The sequence below is a fragment of the Mycolicibacterium lacusdiani genome, assembly GCF_021916785.1.
Lineage (GTDB): Bacteria > Actinomycetota > Actinomycetes > Mycobacteriales > Mycobacteriaceae > Mycobacterium > Mycobacterium lacusdiani.
Genome location: NZ_JAKCFC010000001.1, coordinates 312,994 through 330,319 on the forward strand (window position 1 = coordinate 312,994; position 17,326 = coordinate 330,319).

The following is a 17,326-nucleotide window of genomic DNA, read 5'->3' on the forward strand; positions in this document are numbered from 1 at the left end:
GTTCGAGAAACCCGTACGGTAGCCTGACCCGTCATGGGACGCGTGGACGGAAAAGTCGTACTGATCAGCGGCGGGGCTCGGGGCATGGGCGCCGCACATGCCAGGGCCCTGGTGGCCGAGGGCGGCAAAGTGGTCATCGGCGACATCCTGGACGACGAGGGCAAGGCGCTCGCCGACGAACTAGGTGACAGCGCCCTCTACGCGCACCTCGACGTGACCGACGCCGAGGAGTGGGACGCGGCCGTCGCTGCGGCCGTCGATCAGTTCGGGTCGCTGACCGGTTTGGTCAACAATGCGGGCATCGTCGCGATGGGCCAGATCGGCAAGTTCGACATGGCCAAGTGGCAGAAGGTGCTCGACGTGAACCTCACCGGCACGTTCCTGGGCATGCAGGCGTGCGTCGGCGCGATGAAGACCGCCGGCGGGGGTTCGATCGTCAACGTGTCGTCGATCGAAGGTCTGCGCGGGGCGCCGATGGTGCACCCCTACGTCGCAACCAAGTGGGCGGTGCGCGGCCTGTCGAAGTCCGCGGCCATCGAGTTGGGCAAGTTCAACATTCGTGTCAACTCGCTGCACCCGGGGTTCATCCGGACCCCCATGACCAAGCACTTCCCCGACGACATGGTGACCACGCCGCTTGGCCGTCCCGGCCAGTCGGAGGAGGTGGCGACGTTCGTGGTGTTCCTCACCAGCGACGAGTCGTCGTTCTCCACGGGCGCCGAGTTCATCGTCGACGGCGGCCTGGTCACCGACGTGCCGCACAAGGACCTCTTCTAGCGGGGAATTCTTCTAGCGCGTCGCGTCCGCGGTCGCGATCGCGTCGACAACGGCGTGCGGTGCGTCGAGCGCGACGAACGTCCGCGCGCCCGGCACCTCGACGAGTGTGGCGTTGGGAAACAGCGCGGCCAGGCGCCTGCCGAGTTCCGGCGTGAAGCTGCGGTCGGCCTGACCCCACACCAGCGTGACGGGCTTGTCGAACCGGGGCAGCCGGGTCGCGACGTCGGTGAGATCCGTTGCGGCCACGCCTCGCAACAGCGTGGCGAGGTTGCGCCCGATGCGCGAATCGGCGACGCACGGCCGGACCCACGACGCCGTGAGATCGTCCCTGCGCCGAAGCAGCAGGCCGTACCCGAGGGGCGAGTACCGCAGTGCGGGTATGCGCATGAGCCCGGCGAGCGCCTTGATCGTCCGCGGTCCACGCATGGTCGCGAAGACGACGTTGAACGGGAACGGCGGAAACTTCTCGAACGCATCGCAGTTGGTCAGCACCAGCCTGCCGATACGCTCCGGGTGGGCGTCGACGAGCAGTTGGCACAACCCGCCGCCGGTGTCGTTGCCCACCAGCGTGACGTCGTCGAGGTCGAGGGCCACCAGGAACTGGTGCAGCAGTTCGGCGACCGCCTGCGGGCTGCGCAGGACCTCGTCGTCGACCGGCATGACGTGCGAGCCCAGCGGGAGATCCGGCAGGATGCATCGGAAGCCGTTGCCTGCCAACGTCTCTGCCACCGTCAGCCAGAGCCGGTGATCCACCAGGATGCCGTGCGCGAACACGACCGGCGGACGGGTCGAGTCGTCCGGACCCAACACGCGGTAGTGGATCGTCGCTCCCTGCAGCCTGACCTCGGGCATCTCCGTTATCCTCTCCTCAACTTACGAACACTCGGTATGAAAGTTACGTGCACACTGTATGGAAGTCAATGGTGAGAAGCCGGCTCGACGCCGGACGCAGGCCGAGCGCACCGCGACGACGCGTGCCCGGTTACTCGACGCGGGCCGCGAACTCTTCGCCGCCCACGGCTACGCCGCCGTCTCGACCCAGGCGGTGGTCGAGGCGGCGGGAGTCACCCGCGGCGCGCTGTATCACCAATTCGGCGACAAGGCAGCGCTGTTCGCCGAGGTGTACGAGGACGTGGAACGCGGTCTGGTCGTCGCCATCACCGACCGCATCGCCGCCGCGGCGCCGGCCGACCAACTCGCGGCCATGCGCGTCGGCGCCCGCCTGTTCCTGGAGGAGTGCTCGTCACCCGCCGTCGCGCGCATCGTGCTGATCGACGCGCCCGCAGTGCTGGGGTGGGCGCGCTGGCGCGAGGTGGGCATGAAGTACGGACTCGGCATCGTCGAGGCGATGCTGGCCCAGGCCATGTCCGACGGCGCGATACCCGAGCAGCCGCTGCGCCCCACCGCCCACGTGCTGCTCGGCGCCCTCGACGAGGCCGCGCTGTACATCGCCAGGGCACCCGACGGCGAGGACGCGCTGCGGCAGATGGTCGTGGTGTGCGACCGCCTGATCAGCGGTATCGCAGGCGACTGACGCACCGGCAGGCCGCCACCGGCACAATGTAGGTTCTGGGCCGGTCGGTTCGACCCCGGCAGAGGGAGAGCATCGCCATTGCGACCGAGACGCGCCGGACGGCCGTGCGTGGCCCCGTCCTGCTGATCGTCACCGTGTTGCTCATGGCGATCTGCGCGGGCGACCTGCCCCGTTTTGCGACGCCGGAGCCGCCATCGTCGACGCGCGAGATCGCCGACGGCTGGCAACTCAGGTCGGCGCGCGGTCTCGATGCCGACGGGTCTGCGCTCTCGCGCACCGACTACCAGCCCGTCGACTGGCACGCGGTCGCCAGCATGCCCGCCACCGTGCTCCAGGCTCTCGAGGACGACGGCACGTACCCGAACCTGTACTACGGTAAGAACCTTCGCGACGAAGTGCCGCAGGATCTGTGGCAGCAGGACTGGTGGTACCGCACCACGTTCGACGCGCGCGCAGGCCACACGTCCTATCACCTGACCTTCCCCGGCATCAACTACCGGGCAGAGATCTGGCTCAACGGCCACCTCGTCGCCGACGATCGCCAGGTGGTCGGCATGTACGTCGAACACGACCTCGAAGTCTCACGCTGGATCGTGCCCGGCGGCCCGAACGCACTGGCGGTCAAGGTCGTTCCCGAACGGGCGCTGCAAGACGTCGACGGCGTGGAACTCGCCGACAGCTGGTTCGACTGGATCAACTGGAACTACCTCGGCTATCAGGGGCCGGGCAAGAACCCGGCCAACGGCAACTCCTTCGTCGCCGACCGCAATGCGGGCATCTGGAAACCCGTCTACCTCGAGTCGTCCGGTGCCGTGGCCATCGAGGCGTCGACGGTCACGACCGATCTGCCGTTGCCCGCCACCGACAGTGCTCGACTGACCCTTTACTCGACGCTGCGCAACTCCGGGGCGACCCGCACCGGGGGAGTGCTGCGCGCCACGATCAGCAGGTCCGGTCGGGCGAGTGTCACCGTCGAACGCGACGTCTCACTCGCACCCGGCGAAACCAGAGAGGAGCGGTTCGCCCCGGACGACTTCCCGGACCTCGTAATGCGCGACCCGGACCTCTGGTGGCCGTACACCATGGGCGAGCCGAAACTGTACGACCTGCGCATCGAGTTCGTCTCTCGCGGAACGCCCGTCGACACCAGGACGCAGCGCTTCGGCGTCCGCGAAGTGACCCAACTGCGCGACGACGACGAGCGTTTCCCCGAGATCGGTCGCGGCGGCAACTTCTACTTGCTGGTCAACGGACGCGACTTCCTCGTCCGCGGCGCCAACTACACTCCGGACCTGCTTTACGACTACGACCCCGACCGCGAGGACGCCATCCTGTCCTACACGCGCGACCTCGGGCTGAACATGCTTCGGCTGGAGTCGAAGATCCCCACCGAGGGCTTCGTCGAGCAGGCCGACGAACTCGGCATCCCGCTGATGGTCGGCTGGATGTGCTGCAACCAGTGGGAGAAGTGGGCACAGTGGGACGCCGAGGACAACGCCGTGGCAAGGGCCAGTGTCCGCTCACAGGTGTCGATGCTGCGGTCGCATGCCTCGGCGTTCGTGTGGGCCAACGCCAGCGACGGCCGGCCCCCCATGCCGCTCGCCGGCGACTACCACGCCATTCTGCGAGACCTGCACTGGCAGAACGCCATCGTGGACAGCGTCTCGTCGTACACCGTCGACGCCGACGGCGAGCGACTGTGGGACGGCATCCACATGGAGGGTCCGTACACCTGGCGGCCGCCGACCTACTGGTTCAGCGGTGAGTACCGCGCTGCCCGCGGCGCCTCGGCCGAGCAGGGCGACAACGAGCACATCCCACCGTTCGCCAGCCTCGAGGAGTTCATCCCGCCCGACCGGTTGTGGCCGATCAACGACGACTGGTACTTCCACGCCGGATCCAATACCGACAACGAAGTGCTGCGCAGCATCCAGCGCGTGATCACCCGGCGCTACGGGCCGTCGTCGGGCGCCGAGCAGTTCGCCGCGAAGGCGCAACTGGCGCACTACGAATCGACTCGCGCCCAGTTCGAGGCCTACGCCGCGCTGGGCTGGGCGGGTCACAAGATGACGCTCTACTGGATGCTGAACAACCACTGGCCGTCCTTCTTCGGCAACCTCTTCGACTACTACCTGCGTCCCGGCGGCGCCTACTTCGGCGCGAAGAAGGGCCTCCGTCCGCGCACGGCCGTCTTCGACTCCTACGCCACCGGTGACCGCGCCAACGTCACCGCGGTGAACCAGACCCCGGACGCGGCCTCGGGCATGCGCGTCCGGGCCCGCGTCTACGACCTCGCGGGCCGGCTCCGCGACGACCGCACCAGCGGTGCGCTGACCCTGCCGCCCAGCGGCGCCGTCCCCGCGTTGACCCTGCCCCGTCAGGCGCGGGACTCGCGGGTCTTCTTCGTGCGCTGTGAACTGCTCGACGCCGCAGGCAACGTCGTGACCGAGAATGTCTACTGGCAGTCCCAACGCAACGACGACGTCGACCCGAACCGCGACTTCGCGTTCCAGCTGAATCAGTCGAGCTGGGCGGACATGACGGCGCTCAATTCACTGCCCGCCGCTGCGCTGACGGTGACGGCGCAGCGCAGCGTCGACGGCGCGGGCCGCGACGAGGTCACGATCCGGCTCACCAACCCGACCACGCGAATTGCGTTCTTCGCCAGAGCCGAACTGACGGCGACGCGCGGTGGCGACGAGATCCTGCCGATCACCTACGACGACAACTACGTGACCGTGTTCCCCGGCGAGAGCGTCGAGGTCAGGGGCGTGGTGCCCAGCCCGCTGGTGACCGCGAACTGGGTGCGTGTCACGCCCTACGATGCCGCGGCCGTGGAGGTGCCCGTCACGCCGATCGAGCCGCGCTGATCCGTGTTTAGACGTCGACGGGTGGGTACCCGCGCGGTCGGGGCGTCGAACGCTCCGTGACATCACCGAGCGCGATGGCAGAAGGGAGATCGGAACAGTGACCGGCATGGAACCACTGAGCGACGCGGAACCGCTGCGCGAGGCCAACCCCGTCGACATCGCCGAACAGGTGCGAGACGCCGCCGACTGGCCCGAGGACGAGGTGGCGACGTCAGACCGCGAGGTCGACCTCGAGAGCAACCCTGCGGACTACGTCGAACAGCAACAGCCCGTCGTGGACGTCGAGGACGAAGCCGACGAGCGACGCGACTAGGACCGGTCCGGCTCGCGACCGACCTGCTCGGACTCCCATTTGGACTCCAGCGACCGGGTGACCACGGTGCCTGCCGCGTACTCGACGTCGAACGTCTCGCCGCCGTTGGTCTCCAGCGTCACCAAGACGATCGGCCGATCGTCGCGGGTGGTGTCGTCGCGGTGCACGACCCGGTAGGTCTGGGTGCCGTCACCGCGGTCGTGGTCGATCAGGTCGCCTGCTGCGACGTCGTCGATGCGGTCGTCAGTCGAGTTGTCGGCCATGACGACCACGGTAGCGGCGCGCGTACTAGCCGGTGGGCGCGGCCTCGCCACGCCGTCGGAGCAGCACGGCCCGGCCCACCGACAGCAGCACCGGCAGTGCGGAGAGCAGCGCGATGGCCAGCACGACCAGTTCCAGGTGTGTGGCGACGAACGGCAGGGCGCCCAGGTAGTAGCCGACCGCGGTGAGGCCGACACCCCAGGCGACGGCGCCGATCACGTCGAAGGCCAGGAACACGGGGTAGCGCATGCCCGACGCTCCGGCGATGACGGGGGTGAACGTGCGCACCACGCCGACGAAGTGACCGATCACGATCGTCTTGCGGCCGTGCCGTTCGAAGAACGCCCGGGACGTCGACAGATACCGCTTCTTGAAGAAGCGGGCGTCGTCGCGCCTGAACAGCGCAGGCCCCAGCCGCCTGCCGATCGAATAGCCGAGCTGCCCTCCCGCGATCGCCGCCGCCGCCGCACCGGCACCCAGCGGCCACGGGCCGATCGGGGCATCGGGTTGCGCTGCGAGCAGTCCCGCGGTGAAGAGCAGGGTGTCGCCGGGCAGGAACGGGAAGAACAGGCCCGTTTCGATGAACACGATCAACATGACGCCGGGAAGCAGCGCCGACGCGAACAGTCCGCCGGCGCCCAACCAGTACATCGGGTCGAGCACCTCGGGCATGGCCAGTACGGCACTCGTCACGGCCGCCGAAGCTACCCGCGACGGATGACCGTGACCTGAACGGGAGGCAACCATGCCCGCGGGGGCGCGCGGTCGACGTAGGGTCGTCGGGGTGAGCGCACGCGCGGGAATCGTCGTGACGGGTACCGAAGTCCTGACTGGGCGGATCCAGGACCGCAACGGGCCGTGGCTCGCCGATCGGCTACTCGAACTCGGCGTGGAATTGGCCCACGTCACCATCTGTGGGGACCGGCCCGCCGACATCGAGGCGCAGATGCGCTTCCTCGCCGCCGAGGGCGTCGACCTGATCATCACGAGCGGCGGCCTCGGCCCGACCGCCGACGACGTGACCGTGGCGACGGTGGCCAAGTTCTGCGGCCGCGACCTGCTGCTCGACGAGGCGCTGGAGGAGCGGATCGCAGGCATCCTGCGGCGCCTGATCGGCACCCGCGCCGGTGTCGACTTCGACGCCGTGATGACCGCAAACCGCAAGCAGGCCATGGTTCCCGAGGGTGCGGAGGTCCTGGACCCGGTGGGCACCGCGCCCGGCGTGGTGGTGCCCGGATCGCCGACGGTGGTCGTGTTGCCCGGCCCGCCCCGCGAACTGCAGCCGATGTGGCCGCGCGCGCTCGCCACCGAAGCCGTGCAGAAGGCGATCGCCGGCCGCACCGTCTACCGCCAGGAGACGATCCGGATGTTCGGCCTACCCGAGTCGGGTCTTGCCGAGACGCTGCGCATCGGCGAGGCAGGCATCGACGGTTTCGACCGCATGGAGATCACCACGTGCCTGCGGCGGGGCGAACTCGAGATCGTCACCCGCTACGAGCCCGCGGACGCAGCGATCTACGACCAGCTCGTCGACCTGTTGCGCACCCACCACGGCGCCGAGATGTTCTCCACCGACGGAGCGCTGATCGACGACCAGGTGGCCGATCTGCTCGCGGGCCGAACGATCGCCACGGCAGAATCGTGCACGGCGGGCATGATCGCCGCCCGCCTGACCGACCGTGCCGGGTCCTCGGCCTACGTCGCGGGCGGGGTGGTGTCGTACTCGAACGACGCCAAGGCCGACTTGCTCGGGGTCGATCCGGCGTTGATCGCGTCGCACGGAGCAGTGTCCGAGCCCGTCGCCGAGGCGATGGCCGCCGGTGCGCTCGCACGCTTCGGCGCCGACACCGCCGTCGCGACCACGGGCATCGCCGGACCTGGCGGCGGCAGCGCCGAGAAGCCGGTCGGCACCGTGTGCTTCAGCGTCCGGCTGGCTGACGGCACCACGCTGACGAGAACCCTTCTGCTACCGGGTGACCGCTCCGACGTCCGCGAGCGGTCGACGACCGTCGCGATGCACCTGCTGCGTTCGGTGCTCAGCCGTTCTGCGACACCGAGCCGGGGGAGCTGAGCGGCGTTGCCGTTCTCCTTCGGCAGTGTCGAACTGGCCGAACTCGACGCCCTCCTCGAGCAGTTCCCCGCGCTCGCCGGTCGACCGCGGGAACTCGAGGACCTCGCGGGCGGACTGACCAACCGCAACGTCAAGGTGACCACCCCCTCGGGGGTCTACGTCGCGCGGTGCTGCGACACGTCGAGCAGCCTGCTCGGCATCGACCGCGACAACGAGTACGCCAACAGTCGCGCGGCTGAGGCGGCCGGCGTGGGTGCACCGGTCGTCGACTACCGCCCCGACCTGGGCATCCTGCTGATCGGCTTCGTGCCGGGCCGGACGCTGTGCGACGACGACTTCGCCAGGCCGGGCGTCATCGCCAAGGTGGCGAAGGCATGCCGGGCACTGCACGCGGGCCCGCGCTTCCGTGACGACTTCGACATGTTCACCCTTCAGCCGTCGTATCTGAAGGTCATCTCGGACAACGGGTTTCGCATACCCGACGATTACCACGACTACGCCGAGCGGTTCGCGGCGATCCGCGCGGCGCTGGCCGACGACGACACCACCGTGCCCTGCAACAACGACCTGCTGGCGGCCAACTTCGTCGAGGACGGCGACCACGTGTGGCTCATCGACTACGAATACTCCGGCAACAACGACCCATGCTTCGAACTGGGCAACGTCTGGCGGGAGTGCAACCTGTCGATCGAGCAGTTCGAGGAACTCGTCACCGCCTACCACGGCCGCGCCTCGCGCCGCCTCTTCGCGAGGGCCCGGCTGCAGGGCACGGTGTCGCAATACGGCTGGACGCTGTGGGGTTGCATCCAAAATGGCGCCAGCGCATTGCAATTCGACTTCTGGGAGTGGGCCATGGAGCGCTACGAACGCGCCGTGGAGGAGTTCCGGGGTCCCGACTTCACTCGACTGCTCGACGACGCGCGAGCACCGGACTAAGGAACGACGTGGCCGAGGAATCGCAGCAGCACACGACAAGCAAAGCCCTCCCCACCCGCGCCCAGGTGGTGGTGATCGGTGGTGGCGTCATCGGAACCAGCGTGGCCTACCACCTGACCAAGCTCGGGTACACCGACGTGCTGCTGATCGAGCAGGGCAGGTTGTCGTCCGGGACCACGTGGCACGCGGCCGGTCTGGTGGGTCAGCTGCGGGCATCCGAGGGCGGTACCCGGCTCGTGCAGTACTCGACTCAGCTGTACACCGAACTCGAGGCGGAGACCGGCCTCACCGCCGGCTACCGGCAGTGCGGGGGCGTGATCGTCGCGCGCACCGAGGACCGTATGACGCAGCTGCGGCGCACGGCCGCCAACGCCGCGGCCTTCGACCTCGAATGTGAGCTGATCACACCGGAACAGGCGCTCGAGCACTACCCGATGATGCGGATCGACGACCTCGTCGGTGCGATCTGGCTGCCTGCCGACGGTCGCGCCAACCCCACGGACCTGACGTTGGCGCTGGCGAAGGGGGCTCGCCTTCGCGGCGCGCGAATCGTCGAGCGCACCAGGGTGATCGCGACGATGGTGGCCGACGACGGTGGCCGGCGCCGCGTGGTCGGCGTGCGCACCGACGCCGGTGACGTCGAGGCCGAGATCGTCGTCAACTGCGGGGGACAGTGGGCCAAGCAGCTGGCTGCCATGGCGGGCGTCAACGTTCCACTGCACTCGGCCGAGCACTTCTACGTCGTGACCGAGGCGGTCGATGGCGTGCATCCCGACCTGCCGATCCTGCGCGACCCCGACGGGTACACGTACTTCAAGGAGGAGGTCGGCGGCCTCGTGATCGGCGGCTTCGAACCCGAGGCCAAGCCGTGGGTCGGCCCCGACCAGATCCCGTACCCCTTCGAATTCCAGCTCCTCAAGGAGGATTGGGACCACTTCCAGATCCTGATGGACAACGCGCTGCTGCGCATACCGGTGCTCGAGCAGACCGGCTTGAAGAAGCTGTACAACGGGCCGGAGAGCTTCACGCCCGACAACCAGTTCATCCTCGGCGAGGCTCCCGAGTGCGCCCACTACTTCGTCGCCGCGGGCTTCAATTCCGTGGGCATCGCATCTGCGGGTGGCGCCGGCCGCGCGTTGGCGGAGTGGATCGTCGGTGGGGCGCCGACGAGTGACCTCACCGGGGTCGACATCCGGCGCTTCGCGCCGTTCAACGGCAACAACCGGTGGTTGCACGACCGGGTCGCCGAAGTCCTCGGCGTGCACTACGAGATTCCGTGGCCCAATCGCGAACTGACCACCGCGCGCCCCTTTCGGCGGTCCCCGGTCCACCACCTGCTGGCCGCGGCGAACGCCAACTTCGGCAGCCGCATGGGGTGGGAGCGGGCCAACTTCTTCGCCCCTGACGGCGAGCCCCCGGTCATCGAGTACTGCTGGGGTAAGCCGAACTGGTTGCCGTGGTCGGCGGCCGAGCAGACCAGCACCAGATCCGGCGTCACGGTGTTCGACCAGACGTCGTTCTCCAAGTACCTGATGGTGGGGCCCGATGCCGAGGCCGCTATGCAGTGGCTGTGCACCGCGGACGTCGCCGTCGACGTGGGCCGCACCGTCTACACCGGCATGCTCAACGCCCGCGGTACCTACGAGGCCGACGTGACGGTCACCCGCACTGCGCGCGACGAGTTCATGATCGTCAGCAGCGCCGCGACCACCGAGCGCGACAAGGACCACATCGTTCGAAACCGCCCGCCGGGCAACGCTGCTCAACTCGTCGACGTCACGTCCGCAATGGCGGTGTTCGGCGTCATGGGTCCCCGCTCTCGCGAACTGCTGGCCTCGCTCAGTGACGCCGACCTGTCGGACGACGGCTTCCCGTTCGGGACGAGCCGGCTGATCTCGCTGGGGTATTCCACCGTGCGCGCCACCCGCATCACCTACGTCGGCGAACTGGGTTGGGAACTCTACGTTCCGACGGAGTTCGCGGTCGGCGTGTACGAGGACCTGATGACGGCGGGCGCGGCGTTCGGCGTGGCCCGCGGCGGCTACTACGCCATCGAATCCCTGCGACTCGAGAAGGGCTACCGGGCGTTCGGGCGTGAACTCACGCCCGGCGACGGACCCGTCGAAGCCGGACTCCTGTTCGCCTGCAAGCTGTCCGGTGACGTGGACTTCCTCGGACGCACCGCCGTGGAGAAGGCCCGCTCCGACGGAGCGCGCCGCCGCGTCGTCGGATTCCGGGTCGACGCACCCGATGCCATGCTCTGGGGTGGTGAACTCGTGCTGCGCAACGGCGGGGTCGCCGGCCAGGTGACGTCGGCGGCGTGGGGCGAGACCACGGGCGCGTGCGTCGGGCTGGCGTACGTCCGGTCCGCCGACGGCGAGCCGATCGACGCGACCTGGATCGACACCGGGTCCTACGAGGTCAACGTCGGCGGCACCGCGTATCCGATCACCGTGTCGCGCAAGGCGATCTACGACCCGGACAACGCCCGAATCCGCTGAGCCCGAATCCGCTGAGGGGCTCAGCCACCGACTGCGGCGTCGTAGCCGACACCGCCGAGTGCGAACGCCACGCCGCACAGCACGAACGTCCCGAGCGCGAACGGCCACGCCGGCTTGCTGCGCACCAGCTGGACGACCGTGATAGTGAAGCCCACCAGCGCGATCGCGGCGGCGGCCACCACGGCGGTGCCGACGGCGGTCACGGCGCCGTCGACGCTGCACGTCTGCGGTGGGCAGTGATCCAGGAACGCGAGCAGGAAGAAACCCATCAGCGCGGCACCCGCGCCGAACAGCACCGTCAGCACCATGACGACGATGGAGATCACCACGTCCGCGGTCGAGCGCCGAGGCGCTGCGGCATGCGGCGGGGGGAGCGGCTGGTGGTACGTCACCTCCTCACCGTTCGACGTCGACGGAGTCCCACAGGTCGATGATGCTGCCGAGGATCTCCTCGGCGACGCCGAGACCGCCGAGGTGGCTCTCGCCCGGCAGGGTGAACAGTTCGGCGTCGGGCAGGCGCGCGACGACGTGCTGGCCGTGGGCGAAGGGCACGATGTGGTCGGCGTCACCATGCCACCAGCGCACCGGCACCTTTACCTCCTCGAGCTGGAAACCCCACTCCTTGGCGAACACGGCGACGTCGGCGAACGGCGCGGACAGCTGTTTGCGGCTGCCGTTGAGCAGGTCGTCGAGGAACATCGCGCCGAACTCCGGCCGCAGGAGGAGACGCCGGTCGGCCTCCGGTGACACCGCGGCGTACGCGTGCAGGGCCACGGGCGCGATCGGGCGGATCATGTGGACCAGGCCGACGGCGGCCAGCCGCAGCGGTAGACCGATGAAGGGCAGAGCGGGCGCAACCCTCGACCCGAAGCCCATCAGCCCGCCGCCGATGCGCTCGGCACCGACGGTGGGTGCGACGCCGCCCAGTACGCCCGTCACGACGACGCGATCGGGCATCGCCGCAGCGCACCCCAGCGCGTACGGGCCGCCGCCGGACAGCCCGATGACCGCCATCTGATCGATGCCCAGCACGTCGGCGATGGTGCGTAGGTCGTTGGCGAAGGCCAGCACGTTGGGGTACTGGTGCGGTGTCGACGATCCGATGCCCGGGCGGTCGACGCCGATCAGCCGGATCCGCTTGGCCTCGGCGTATGCGCGCGCCTCGACGGGTATCTGGCGGCGGGCGCCGGGGGTGCCGTGCAGCCAGAAGACGGCACGGCCCTGCGGATCACCGAACTCGGCGAAACCGATCTGACGGTCGGCCCCGACGGCGACGTTGCCTTCCAGCTTGGGGCGTTCGATTGACATGGCCATCCGCAGAGTGTCGCATGCGTCACAGCCCGACCCCGCCGGGTTCGCCGGACGAGGCCGCGGTCAGGACGCGATGCCGACCACCGCGGGCCATTCGAGCGCGAGTCGTTCGACGAAGTCCGTGAACGCCGCGTCGCGGTAGCGCTGGATCGCCGCGGCGCAGACGTCGCGGACCGGGAACGTCACCGTCCACACCACCAGCGCGCGTCCGGTCGCCGCATCTTCGTCGTCCAACACGTCGTACACCTCGATCGAGGCGTCGTAGTCCAGGGCTTCGGGGTCCAGGGCTTCGGGGTCCAGCGTCAGGTCTCGGCGGCCCGGCCGCCCAGCGGTCGCAGTCTGCCCGGCCAGTCGTCTCAGTGCAGCGACGATGGCGTGCATGTCGCCGGACGGCGCGTCGATCTCGCTGCGGCATCGGATCTTCGGCATCGGCCCCACTCCTCGCGCCCCATGGTCGTCGAGACCACTGTCCCGCGACGGACGCCCTGTCGTCGCCGGGGCTGGCCGCCATCCTCGGCGGGGGTTACCCGTACCCGGGTCCCCCCGCTAGCCGGTAGTCGGCCCGGATCGGTGCGACAATCCCGTGTGATGAACGCCGTACGAGTAGTGGTCGCCGACGACGACGTCCTGCTGCGGGAGGGCCTGTCCAGCCTCCTCGAGCGATCCGGTTTCGACGTGGTGGGTCAGGCAGGTGACGCGACGGGTCTGCTCGATCTGGTGCGCGACACCCGGCCTGCCCTGGCGGTGGTCGACATCAGGATGCCCCCAACGCACAGCACCGAGGGGCTCGACGCGGCGAAGACGATCCGCGAGCAGTGGCCCGACGTCGCGATCCTGGTGCTCTCGTCGCACATCGACGTCGATCACGCCATGGAACTGCTGGCAGGCGGGCATTCCATCGGCTACCTGCTGAAGAGTCGGGTGACCGACGTCGCCGACTTCGTCGACACCGTCGGACGCATCGCGGGCGGCGCCTCGGTGGTCGATCCGGCGCTGGTCGCCGAACTCGTGTCGGCCCGGCGTCGCGACGACCCGCTGGAGGCGCTCAGTGCCCGCGAGCGCGAGGTGCTGACATTGATGGCCGAAGGCCTGTCGAATGCGGGGATCGGTCGCCGGATCTGGGTCACCGAGGGCACCGTGGAGAAGCACGTCCGCAGCATCCTGACCAAGCTCGACTTGCCCGAGACCGGTGACGATCACCGCCGCGTGCGTGCGGTCATCCTGTACCTCGACTCGCTCTGACCCCCCGTCAGGTCCCGCCAAGGAGTCCGAGGATGGCACCGGGGGACAGCGCGAACTTGGGTACGAAGCCCAGCGCCGGGCTCGCGGCGATCATGTCGGCGAAGTCGTGTTCGGAGTGCGTCGAGATCAGGATCGTCGACGGTGCGGGATCTTCGGTGGCGTACAGGCGGTCGACGACGTCGAATCCGCTCTCGGTGCCGAGGTTCACGTCGACGAGGGTGACGTCTGGTCGCAGTTCGCGGTATTGGGACAGCGCCTCGTCGGCGGTGCTGGCCACCCCGACGACCTCGATTCCCGCGCGCTCGAGCATGCTGCTGGCGGCGTCACGGAAGTTGGCGCTGTCGTCGACGATCAGGCAGCGCACGGGGAACCTCCGGAATTGGCCATGCCCCGACTGTGCCAGCGGGGTCTGCGGGCGGCATTGCTGCTAGCTGGAATACCCCGGTAGGGAAGACGCACTAACATCCGGTGCGATGACAGAGCGCGGAGAACCCACCGACACGCGGCGGTCACTGCGCAGTCGTCTGCTCGCAGTGGTGCTGCGCCCCGACGCGCGCCCCCTGAGCTGGGGAATCGTCGTCGCCGTCGGCTTCCTGGTCGCCGAGACGGCCGTGGTGCTGTTCCTCGGCCGGGTAGCGCCGGAGAACGCGTTCGGCGCCATCTTCCTGCTCGGCGTGCTCGTCGTGTCCGCGGGCTGGAACTTCGGGTTGGCGCTCGCCACGTCCATCGCGAGCACCCTGGTGTACCTGTACTTCCACATGGACGGGGTGGCCGCTGCGCTGTTCGTGTTCCTGCCGCTGGCGCTGCTGGCCAACGTCCTCGCGGGGCAGGCGCGGCTGCGGGCGGCCGAATCCGAGCGACGTCGACGCGAGGCCGATGCCCTGGCAGGGCAGCAGGCCGCGCTGCGCCGGGTGGCGACCGTCGTCGCTCGCGGCGCCGAACCGTCCGAGGTGTACCCGGTAGCCGTGGCCGAACTCGCCAGGGGTCTCGGCGTCGAACACGTGACGCTGCTGACGTTCGAGGCGGACGACCACTGCGTGGTGACCGCGGCCGCGGAAGTCGAGGGCACGCCCAACCTCGTGGTGGGGGAGCGCCTCTCGCTCGACGGCGACAGCGTCACCCTGCGGGTGCTCGACACCGGCGCACCGGCCCGCATCGACGACTACGCCGGCGTGCCCGGCTCGATAGCCGAGCGGTTGCGCGGCTTGGGATTGCACTCGGGGGTCGGTTCCCCGGTGACCGTGGACGGCTCGACGAGGGGCACACTCGTCGTGGGCTCGACGCGCGCGGCGCCGCTGCCACCGGAGACCGAGGACAGGGTGTGCGACTTCGCCGACCTGATCGGAACCGCCATCGGCAATGCGGAGACCCGCGCCCAGCTGCAGGCGTCCCGCGCGCGGGTCGTGACGGCAGCCGATCAGGCGCGCCGCGGCATCGAACGCGATCTGCACGACGGTGCGCAACAACGGATCGTGTCCCTTGGCCTCGGCCTGCGCACGCTCGAGGCGTCCATCCCCGAGTCCGACGCCGCGCTGCGCAAGCAGGTCGAGAACCTGATCAACGGCATGGCCGATCTCTACACCGAGCTGCAGGAGCTGTCGCGCGGCATCCACCCGGCGATCCTGTCGAAGGGTGGACTCGGGCCCGCGCTCAAGACGCTGTCACGACGCTCTGTGGTCCCGGTGGGTCTCCAGCTCGAGGTGAATCGCCGGCTGCCGGAGTCGATCGAGGTGGCCGCCTACTACGTGGTGGCCGAATCCCTGGTCAACGTGGCCAAGCACGCCAAGGCCTCGGCCGTCGACGTGCGCGCCGAACTCGACGACCACGAGTTGCGTCTCGACGTCGTCGACGACGGGGTGGGTGGCGCGTCGACCGGCGGTGGCAGCGGCCTGATCGGTCTCAGGGACCGGGTGGAAGCCGTGTCGGGCCGGCTCGACGTCGCGAGCCGGGCAGGCGTGGGGACCACCGTCACCGCACGCATTCCCGTTCCGGCGCAGTGACTCTCGCGGCGCAGCGCTAGGTCAGCCCGATACCCAGCCTGCCGGTTTGCGGTCGCGCCACGGCATGGCGTCCTCCAGTTGCGCGGCGAGCTGGAGGAGCACTGCCTCGTCGGCTGCCATCAACTGCACGCCGACGGGCAGGCCGTCGGCCGTGGTCGCGAGCGGGAGCGAGATGGCGGCCCAGCCGGTGACGTTGGCGAGCGTCGTCCACCCCGTCGTCGCGAACTCGACGTCGAAGAACTTCCGCGTCGTACCGCGGGGCTGGTCGAGCAGCGCGTACGGCGGCGGCGGGGTCAGCAGCGTGGGCACCAGCAGTACGTCGTGACCGGCCATGCCCGTGGCGAATCGACGGGTCTGGGCGTGCACCGCGGCGATGGCCTCGGCGTAGGCGAGCCCGGTGGTACCGAACCCCTCGCGAACCATGACCCAAGTGCTCGCCTCGAACTCGTCCTCGCGGGGTTCGCGGCCGAGGTGCTCGGTGGCCAGCGCGTGGAGTTGGACGTTGCTCACGGTGTGCAGTACGGCGATCGCATCGGCCACGGCGTCGGGATCGACGGTGGGGGCACCCGATTCGACGCGGTGACCGAGGCCGGCCAGCGTCCTGGCCACTGCCTCGACGCCTGCGATCACGTCGGGGTGGGTCGTCGCACCGGGGAACGGCGAGTCCGTGGTCGTCAGGATGCGTTGCGGGCCAGGGTCGTTCGTGATCCCGAGAAGGAACGGGGTCGTCGGCAGCGGCGCGCCGTACGGGTCGCCGGGCGCCGACCCGGTCACGGCGTCGAGCAGTGCCGCGCTGTCGCGGACGGTCCGGGTGAGCGCGTGCTCGTTGACCAATCCCTCGAGCCCGTGCCCGGCGCCGGGCGCGAACGACGTACGGCCGCGGCGCGGTTTGAGTCCGACGAGGCCGCAGCACGATGCGGGCACCCGGATGGACCCCGTCCCGTCGCCGCCGGAGGCCGCGGGGACCACGCCCGCGGCGACGGCGGCCGCGGATCCGCCGCTGGAACCCCCGGGCGTCGCGTGGGGTGACCACGGGTTGACGGTGGGGCCGTACAGCGAGGGCTCGGTCGTGCAGTGGTTGCCCCACTCCGGGGTGTTCGTCTTGCCGAACGGGACCAGCCCGGCCTGCAGGTAGCGGTCGACGATCCACGCCGACTCGGTCGCGACGTGGGTGCGCAGCGCGCGGGATCCCATCGCCTCGGGAGCGCCCGCGAGCGAGGCGCCGAGGTCCTTGAGCAGGAACGGCACCCCCGCCAACGGTCCGAGGTCGCCGCCGCGCAGCACGCCGGACTCGTCGAGTCGAGTGGCTTGGGCCCTGCCGCGGTCGAACAGGTCGGTGATGACGGCGTTCAGGCCGCGCGTCGCCTCGACCCGCAGGATCGCGGCGTCGAGCAGTTCGATGGCACTGACGTCGCCTGCGGCCACCAGCGCCGCCTGCCCGACGGCGTCGACGTCGGCCAGTGCGAGGGCGGAGTTCAGATCCATCGACGGATCATCGGGCCTGTCGCCG

Annotated in this window: 17 protein-coding genes; 9 read left to right on the top strand and 8 right to left on the bottom strand. The window is 69.5% G+C overall.

The annotated features are described in order from the left end of the window. Positions 1 to 33 precede the first annotated feature (33 nt). The gene (locus tag LOK44_RS01535) at positions 34 to 777 is read left to right on the top strand and encodes a glucose 1-dehydrogenase (protein WP_237568212.1); all 744 of its coding nucleotides are present in this window, start codon (positions 34 to 36) and stop codon (positions 775 to 777) included. Positions 778 to 789: 12 nt separating this feature from the next. Here the strand turns inward: LOK44_RS01535 and LOK44_RS01540 are convergent, their stop codons facing one another. Continuing rightward, on the bottom strand, positions 790 to 1,629 hold the full coding sequence (locus tag LOK44_RS01540; protein ID WP_237568213.1) for an alpha/beta fold hydrolase: 840 nt from the start codon (positions 1,627 to 1,629) through the stop codon (positions 790 to 792). A gap of 58 nt (positions 1,630 to 1,687) precedes the next feature. On the opposite strand from LOK44_RS01540, the gene LOK44_RS01545 reads away from it, so the two are divergent. The 3 genes from LOK44_RS01545 to LOK44_RS01555 all read left to right on the top strand — a co-directional run bounded on the left by LOK44_RS01545 (position 1,688) and on the right by LOK44_RS01555 (position 5,494). Then, positions 1,688 to 2,311 carry a TetR/AcrR family transcriptional regulator gene (locus tag LOK44_RS01545; protein WP_237568214.1) on the top strand — a complete coding sequence of 208 codons (624 nt, stop codon included), beginning with the start codon at positions 1,688 to 1,690 and terminating at the stop codon, positions 2,309 to 2,311. Positions 2,312 to 2,415: 104 nt separating this feature from the next. Beyond that, positions 2,416 to 5,181 carry a glycoside hydrolase family 2 protein gene (locus LOK44_RS01550; protein ID WP_308192690.1) on the top strand — a complete coding sequence of 922 codons (2,766 nt, stop codon included), beginning with the start codon at positions 2,416 to 2,418 and terminating at the stop codon, positions 5,179 to 5,181. 106 nt (positions 5,182 to 5,287) lie between these two features. Then, positions 5,288 to 5,494: a hypothetical protein gene (locus LOK44_RS01555; RefSeq protein ID WP_237568216.1), complete on the top strand. Its 207-nt coding sequence runs from the start codon at positions 5,288 to 5,290 to the stop codon at positions 5,492 to 5,494. On the opposite strand, the gene LOK44_RS01560 is transcribed toward LOK44_RS01555, so the two are convergent. Further along, a complete protein-coding gene (locus LOK44_RS01560) occupies positions 5,491 to 5,757 on the bottom strand; it encodes a hypothetical protein (RefSeq protein ID WP_237568217.1) in 267 nt (88 codons plus the stop codon). The genes LOK44_RS01555 and LOK44_RS01560 overlap by 4 nt on opposite strands. Positions 5,758 to 5,782: 25 nt before the next feature. After that, complete coding sequence (locus tag LOK44_RS01565) at positions 5,783 to 6,448, bottom strand: VTT domain-containing protein (protein WP_372481150.1); 666 nt, start codon at positions 6,446 to 6,448, stop codon at positions 5,783 to 5,785. Positions 6,449 to 6,539: 91 nt separating this feature from the next. On the opposite strand from LOK44_RS01565, the gene LOK44_RS01570 reads away from it, so the two are divergent. Genes LOK44_RS01570 through LOK44_RS01580 form a run of 3 tightly spaced genes read left to right on the top strand, consistent with a single transcriptional unit; the run spans position 6,540 to position 11,263 of the window. Next, positions 6,540 to 7,826, top strand: coding sequence for a competence/damage-inducible protein A (locus tag LOK44_RS01570; protein ID WP_237568218.1), 1,287 nt, complete (start codon positions 6,540 to 6,542; stop codon positions 7,824 to 7,826). A 6-nt stretch (positions 7,827 to 7,832) separates the two neighbouring features. Further along, complete coding sequence (locus tag LOK44_RS01575; protein WP_237568219.1) at positions 7,833 to 8,762, top strand: phosphotransferase; 930 nt, start codon at positions 7,833 to 7,835, stop codon at positions 8,760 to 8,762. An 8-nt stretch (positions 8,763 to 8,770) separates the two neighbouring features. Continuing rightward, the gene (locus tag LOK44_RS01580) at positions 8,771 to 11,263 is read left to right on the top strand and encodes a GcvT family protein (protein WP_237568220.1); all 2,493 of its coding nucleotides are present in this window, start codon (positions 8,771 to 8,773) and stop codon (positions 11,261 to 11,263) included. A 20-nt stretch (positions 11,264 to 11,283) separates the two neighbouring features. On the opposite strand, the gene LOK44_RS01585 is transcribed toward LOK44_RS01580, so the two are convergent. Genes LOK44_RS01585 through LOK44_RS01595 form a run of 3 tightly spaced genes read right to left on the bottom strand, consistent with a single transcriptional unit; the run spans position 11,284 to position 13,003 of the window. Next, positions 11,284 to 11,655: a hypothetical protein gene (locus LOK44_RS01585; RefSeq protein WP_308192691.1), complete on the bottom strand. Its 372-nt coding sequence runs from the start codon at positions 11,653 to 11,655 to the stop codon at positions 11,284 to 11,286. Positions 11,656 to 11,659: 4 nt separating this feature from the next. Further along, positions 11,660 to 12,577, bottom strand: coding sequence for an alpha/beta fold hydrolase (locus tag LOK44_RS01590; protein ID WP_237568221.1), 918 nt, complete (start codon positions 12,575 to 12,577; stop codon positions 11,660 to 11,662). A gap of 60 nt (positions 12,578 to 12,637) precedes the next feature. Next, the gene (locus tag LOK44_RS01595; RefSeq protein ID WP_237568222.1) at positions 12,638 to 13,003 is read right to left on the bottom strand and encodes a hypothetical protein; all 366 of its coding nucleotides are present in this window, start codon (positions 13,001 to 13,003) and stop codon (positions 12,638 to 12,640) included. Between the two features lie 159 nt (positions 13,004 to 13,162). On the opposite strand from LOK44_RS01595, the gene LOK44_RS01600 reads away from it, so the two are divergent. Further along, positions 13,163 to 13,816, top strand: coding sequence for a response regulator (locus tag LOK44_RS01600; RefSeq protein WP_237568224.1), 654 nt, complete (start codon positions 13,163 to 13,165; stop codon positions 13,814 to 13,816). Positions 13,817 to 13,823: 7 nt separating this feature from the next. On the opposite strand, the gene LOK44_RS01605 is transcribed toward LOK44_RS01600, so the two are convergent. Then, positions 13,824 to 14,180: a response regulator transcription factor gene (locus LOK44_RS01605; RefSeq protein WP_237568225.1), complete on the bottom strand. Its 357-nt coding sequence runs from the start codon at positions 14,178 to 14,180 to the stop codon at positions 13,824 to 13,826. Positions 14,181 to 14,289: 109 nt separating this feature from the next. Here LOK44_RS01605 and LOK44_RS01610 point away from each other — a divergent pair, with 109 nt between their 5' ends. Then, on the top strand, positions 14,290 to 15,816 hold the full coding sequence (locus LOK44_RS01610; RefSeq protein WP_237568226.1) for a GAF domain-containing sensor histidine kinase: 1,527 nt from the start codon (positions 14,290 to 14,292) through the stop codon (positions 15,814 to 15,816). A gap of 21 nt (positions 15,817 to 15,837) precedes the next feature. Here LOK44_RS01610 and LOK44_RS01615 read toward each other — a convergent pair whose 3' ends face one another. Continuing rightward, the gene (locus LOK44_RS01615; protein WP_237568228.1) at positions 15,838 to 17,301 is read right to left on the bottom strand and encodes an amidase; all 1,464 of its coding nucleotides are present in this window, start codon (positions 17,299 to 17,301) and stop codon (positions 15,838 to 15,840) included. Positions 17,302 to 17,326 lie beyond the last annotated feature (25 nt).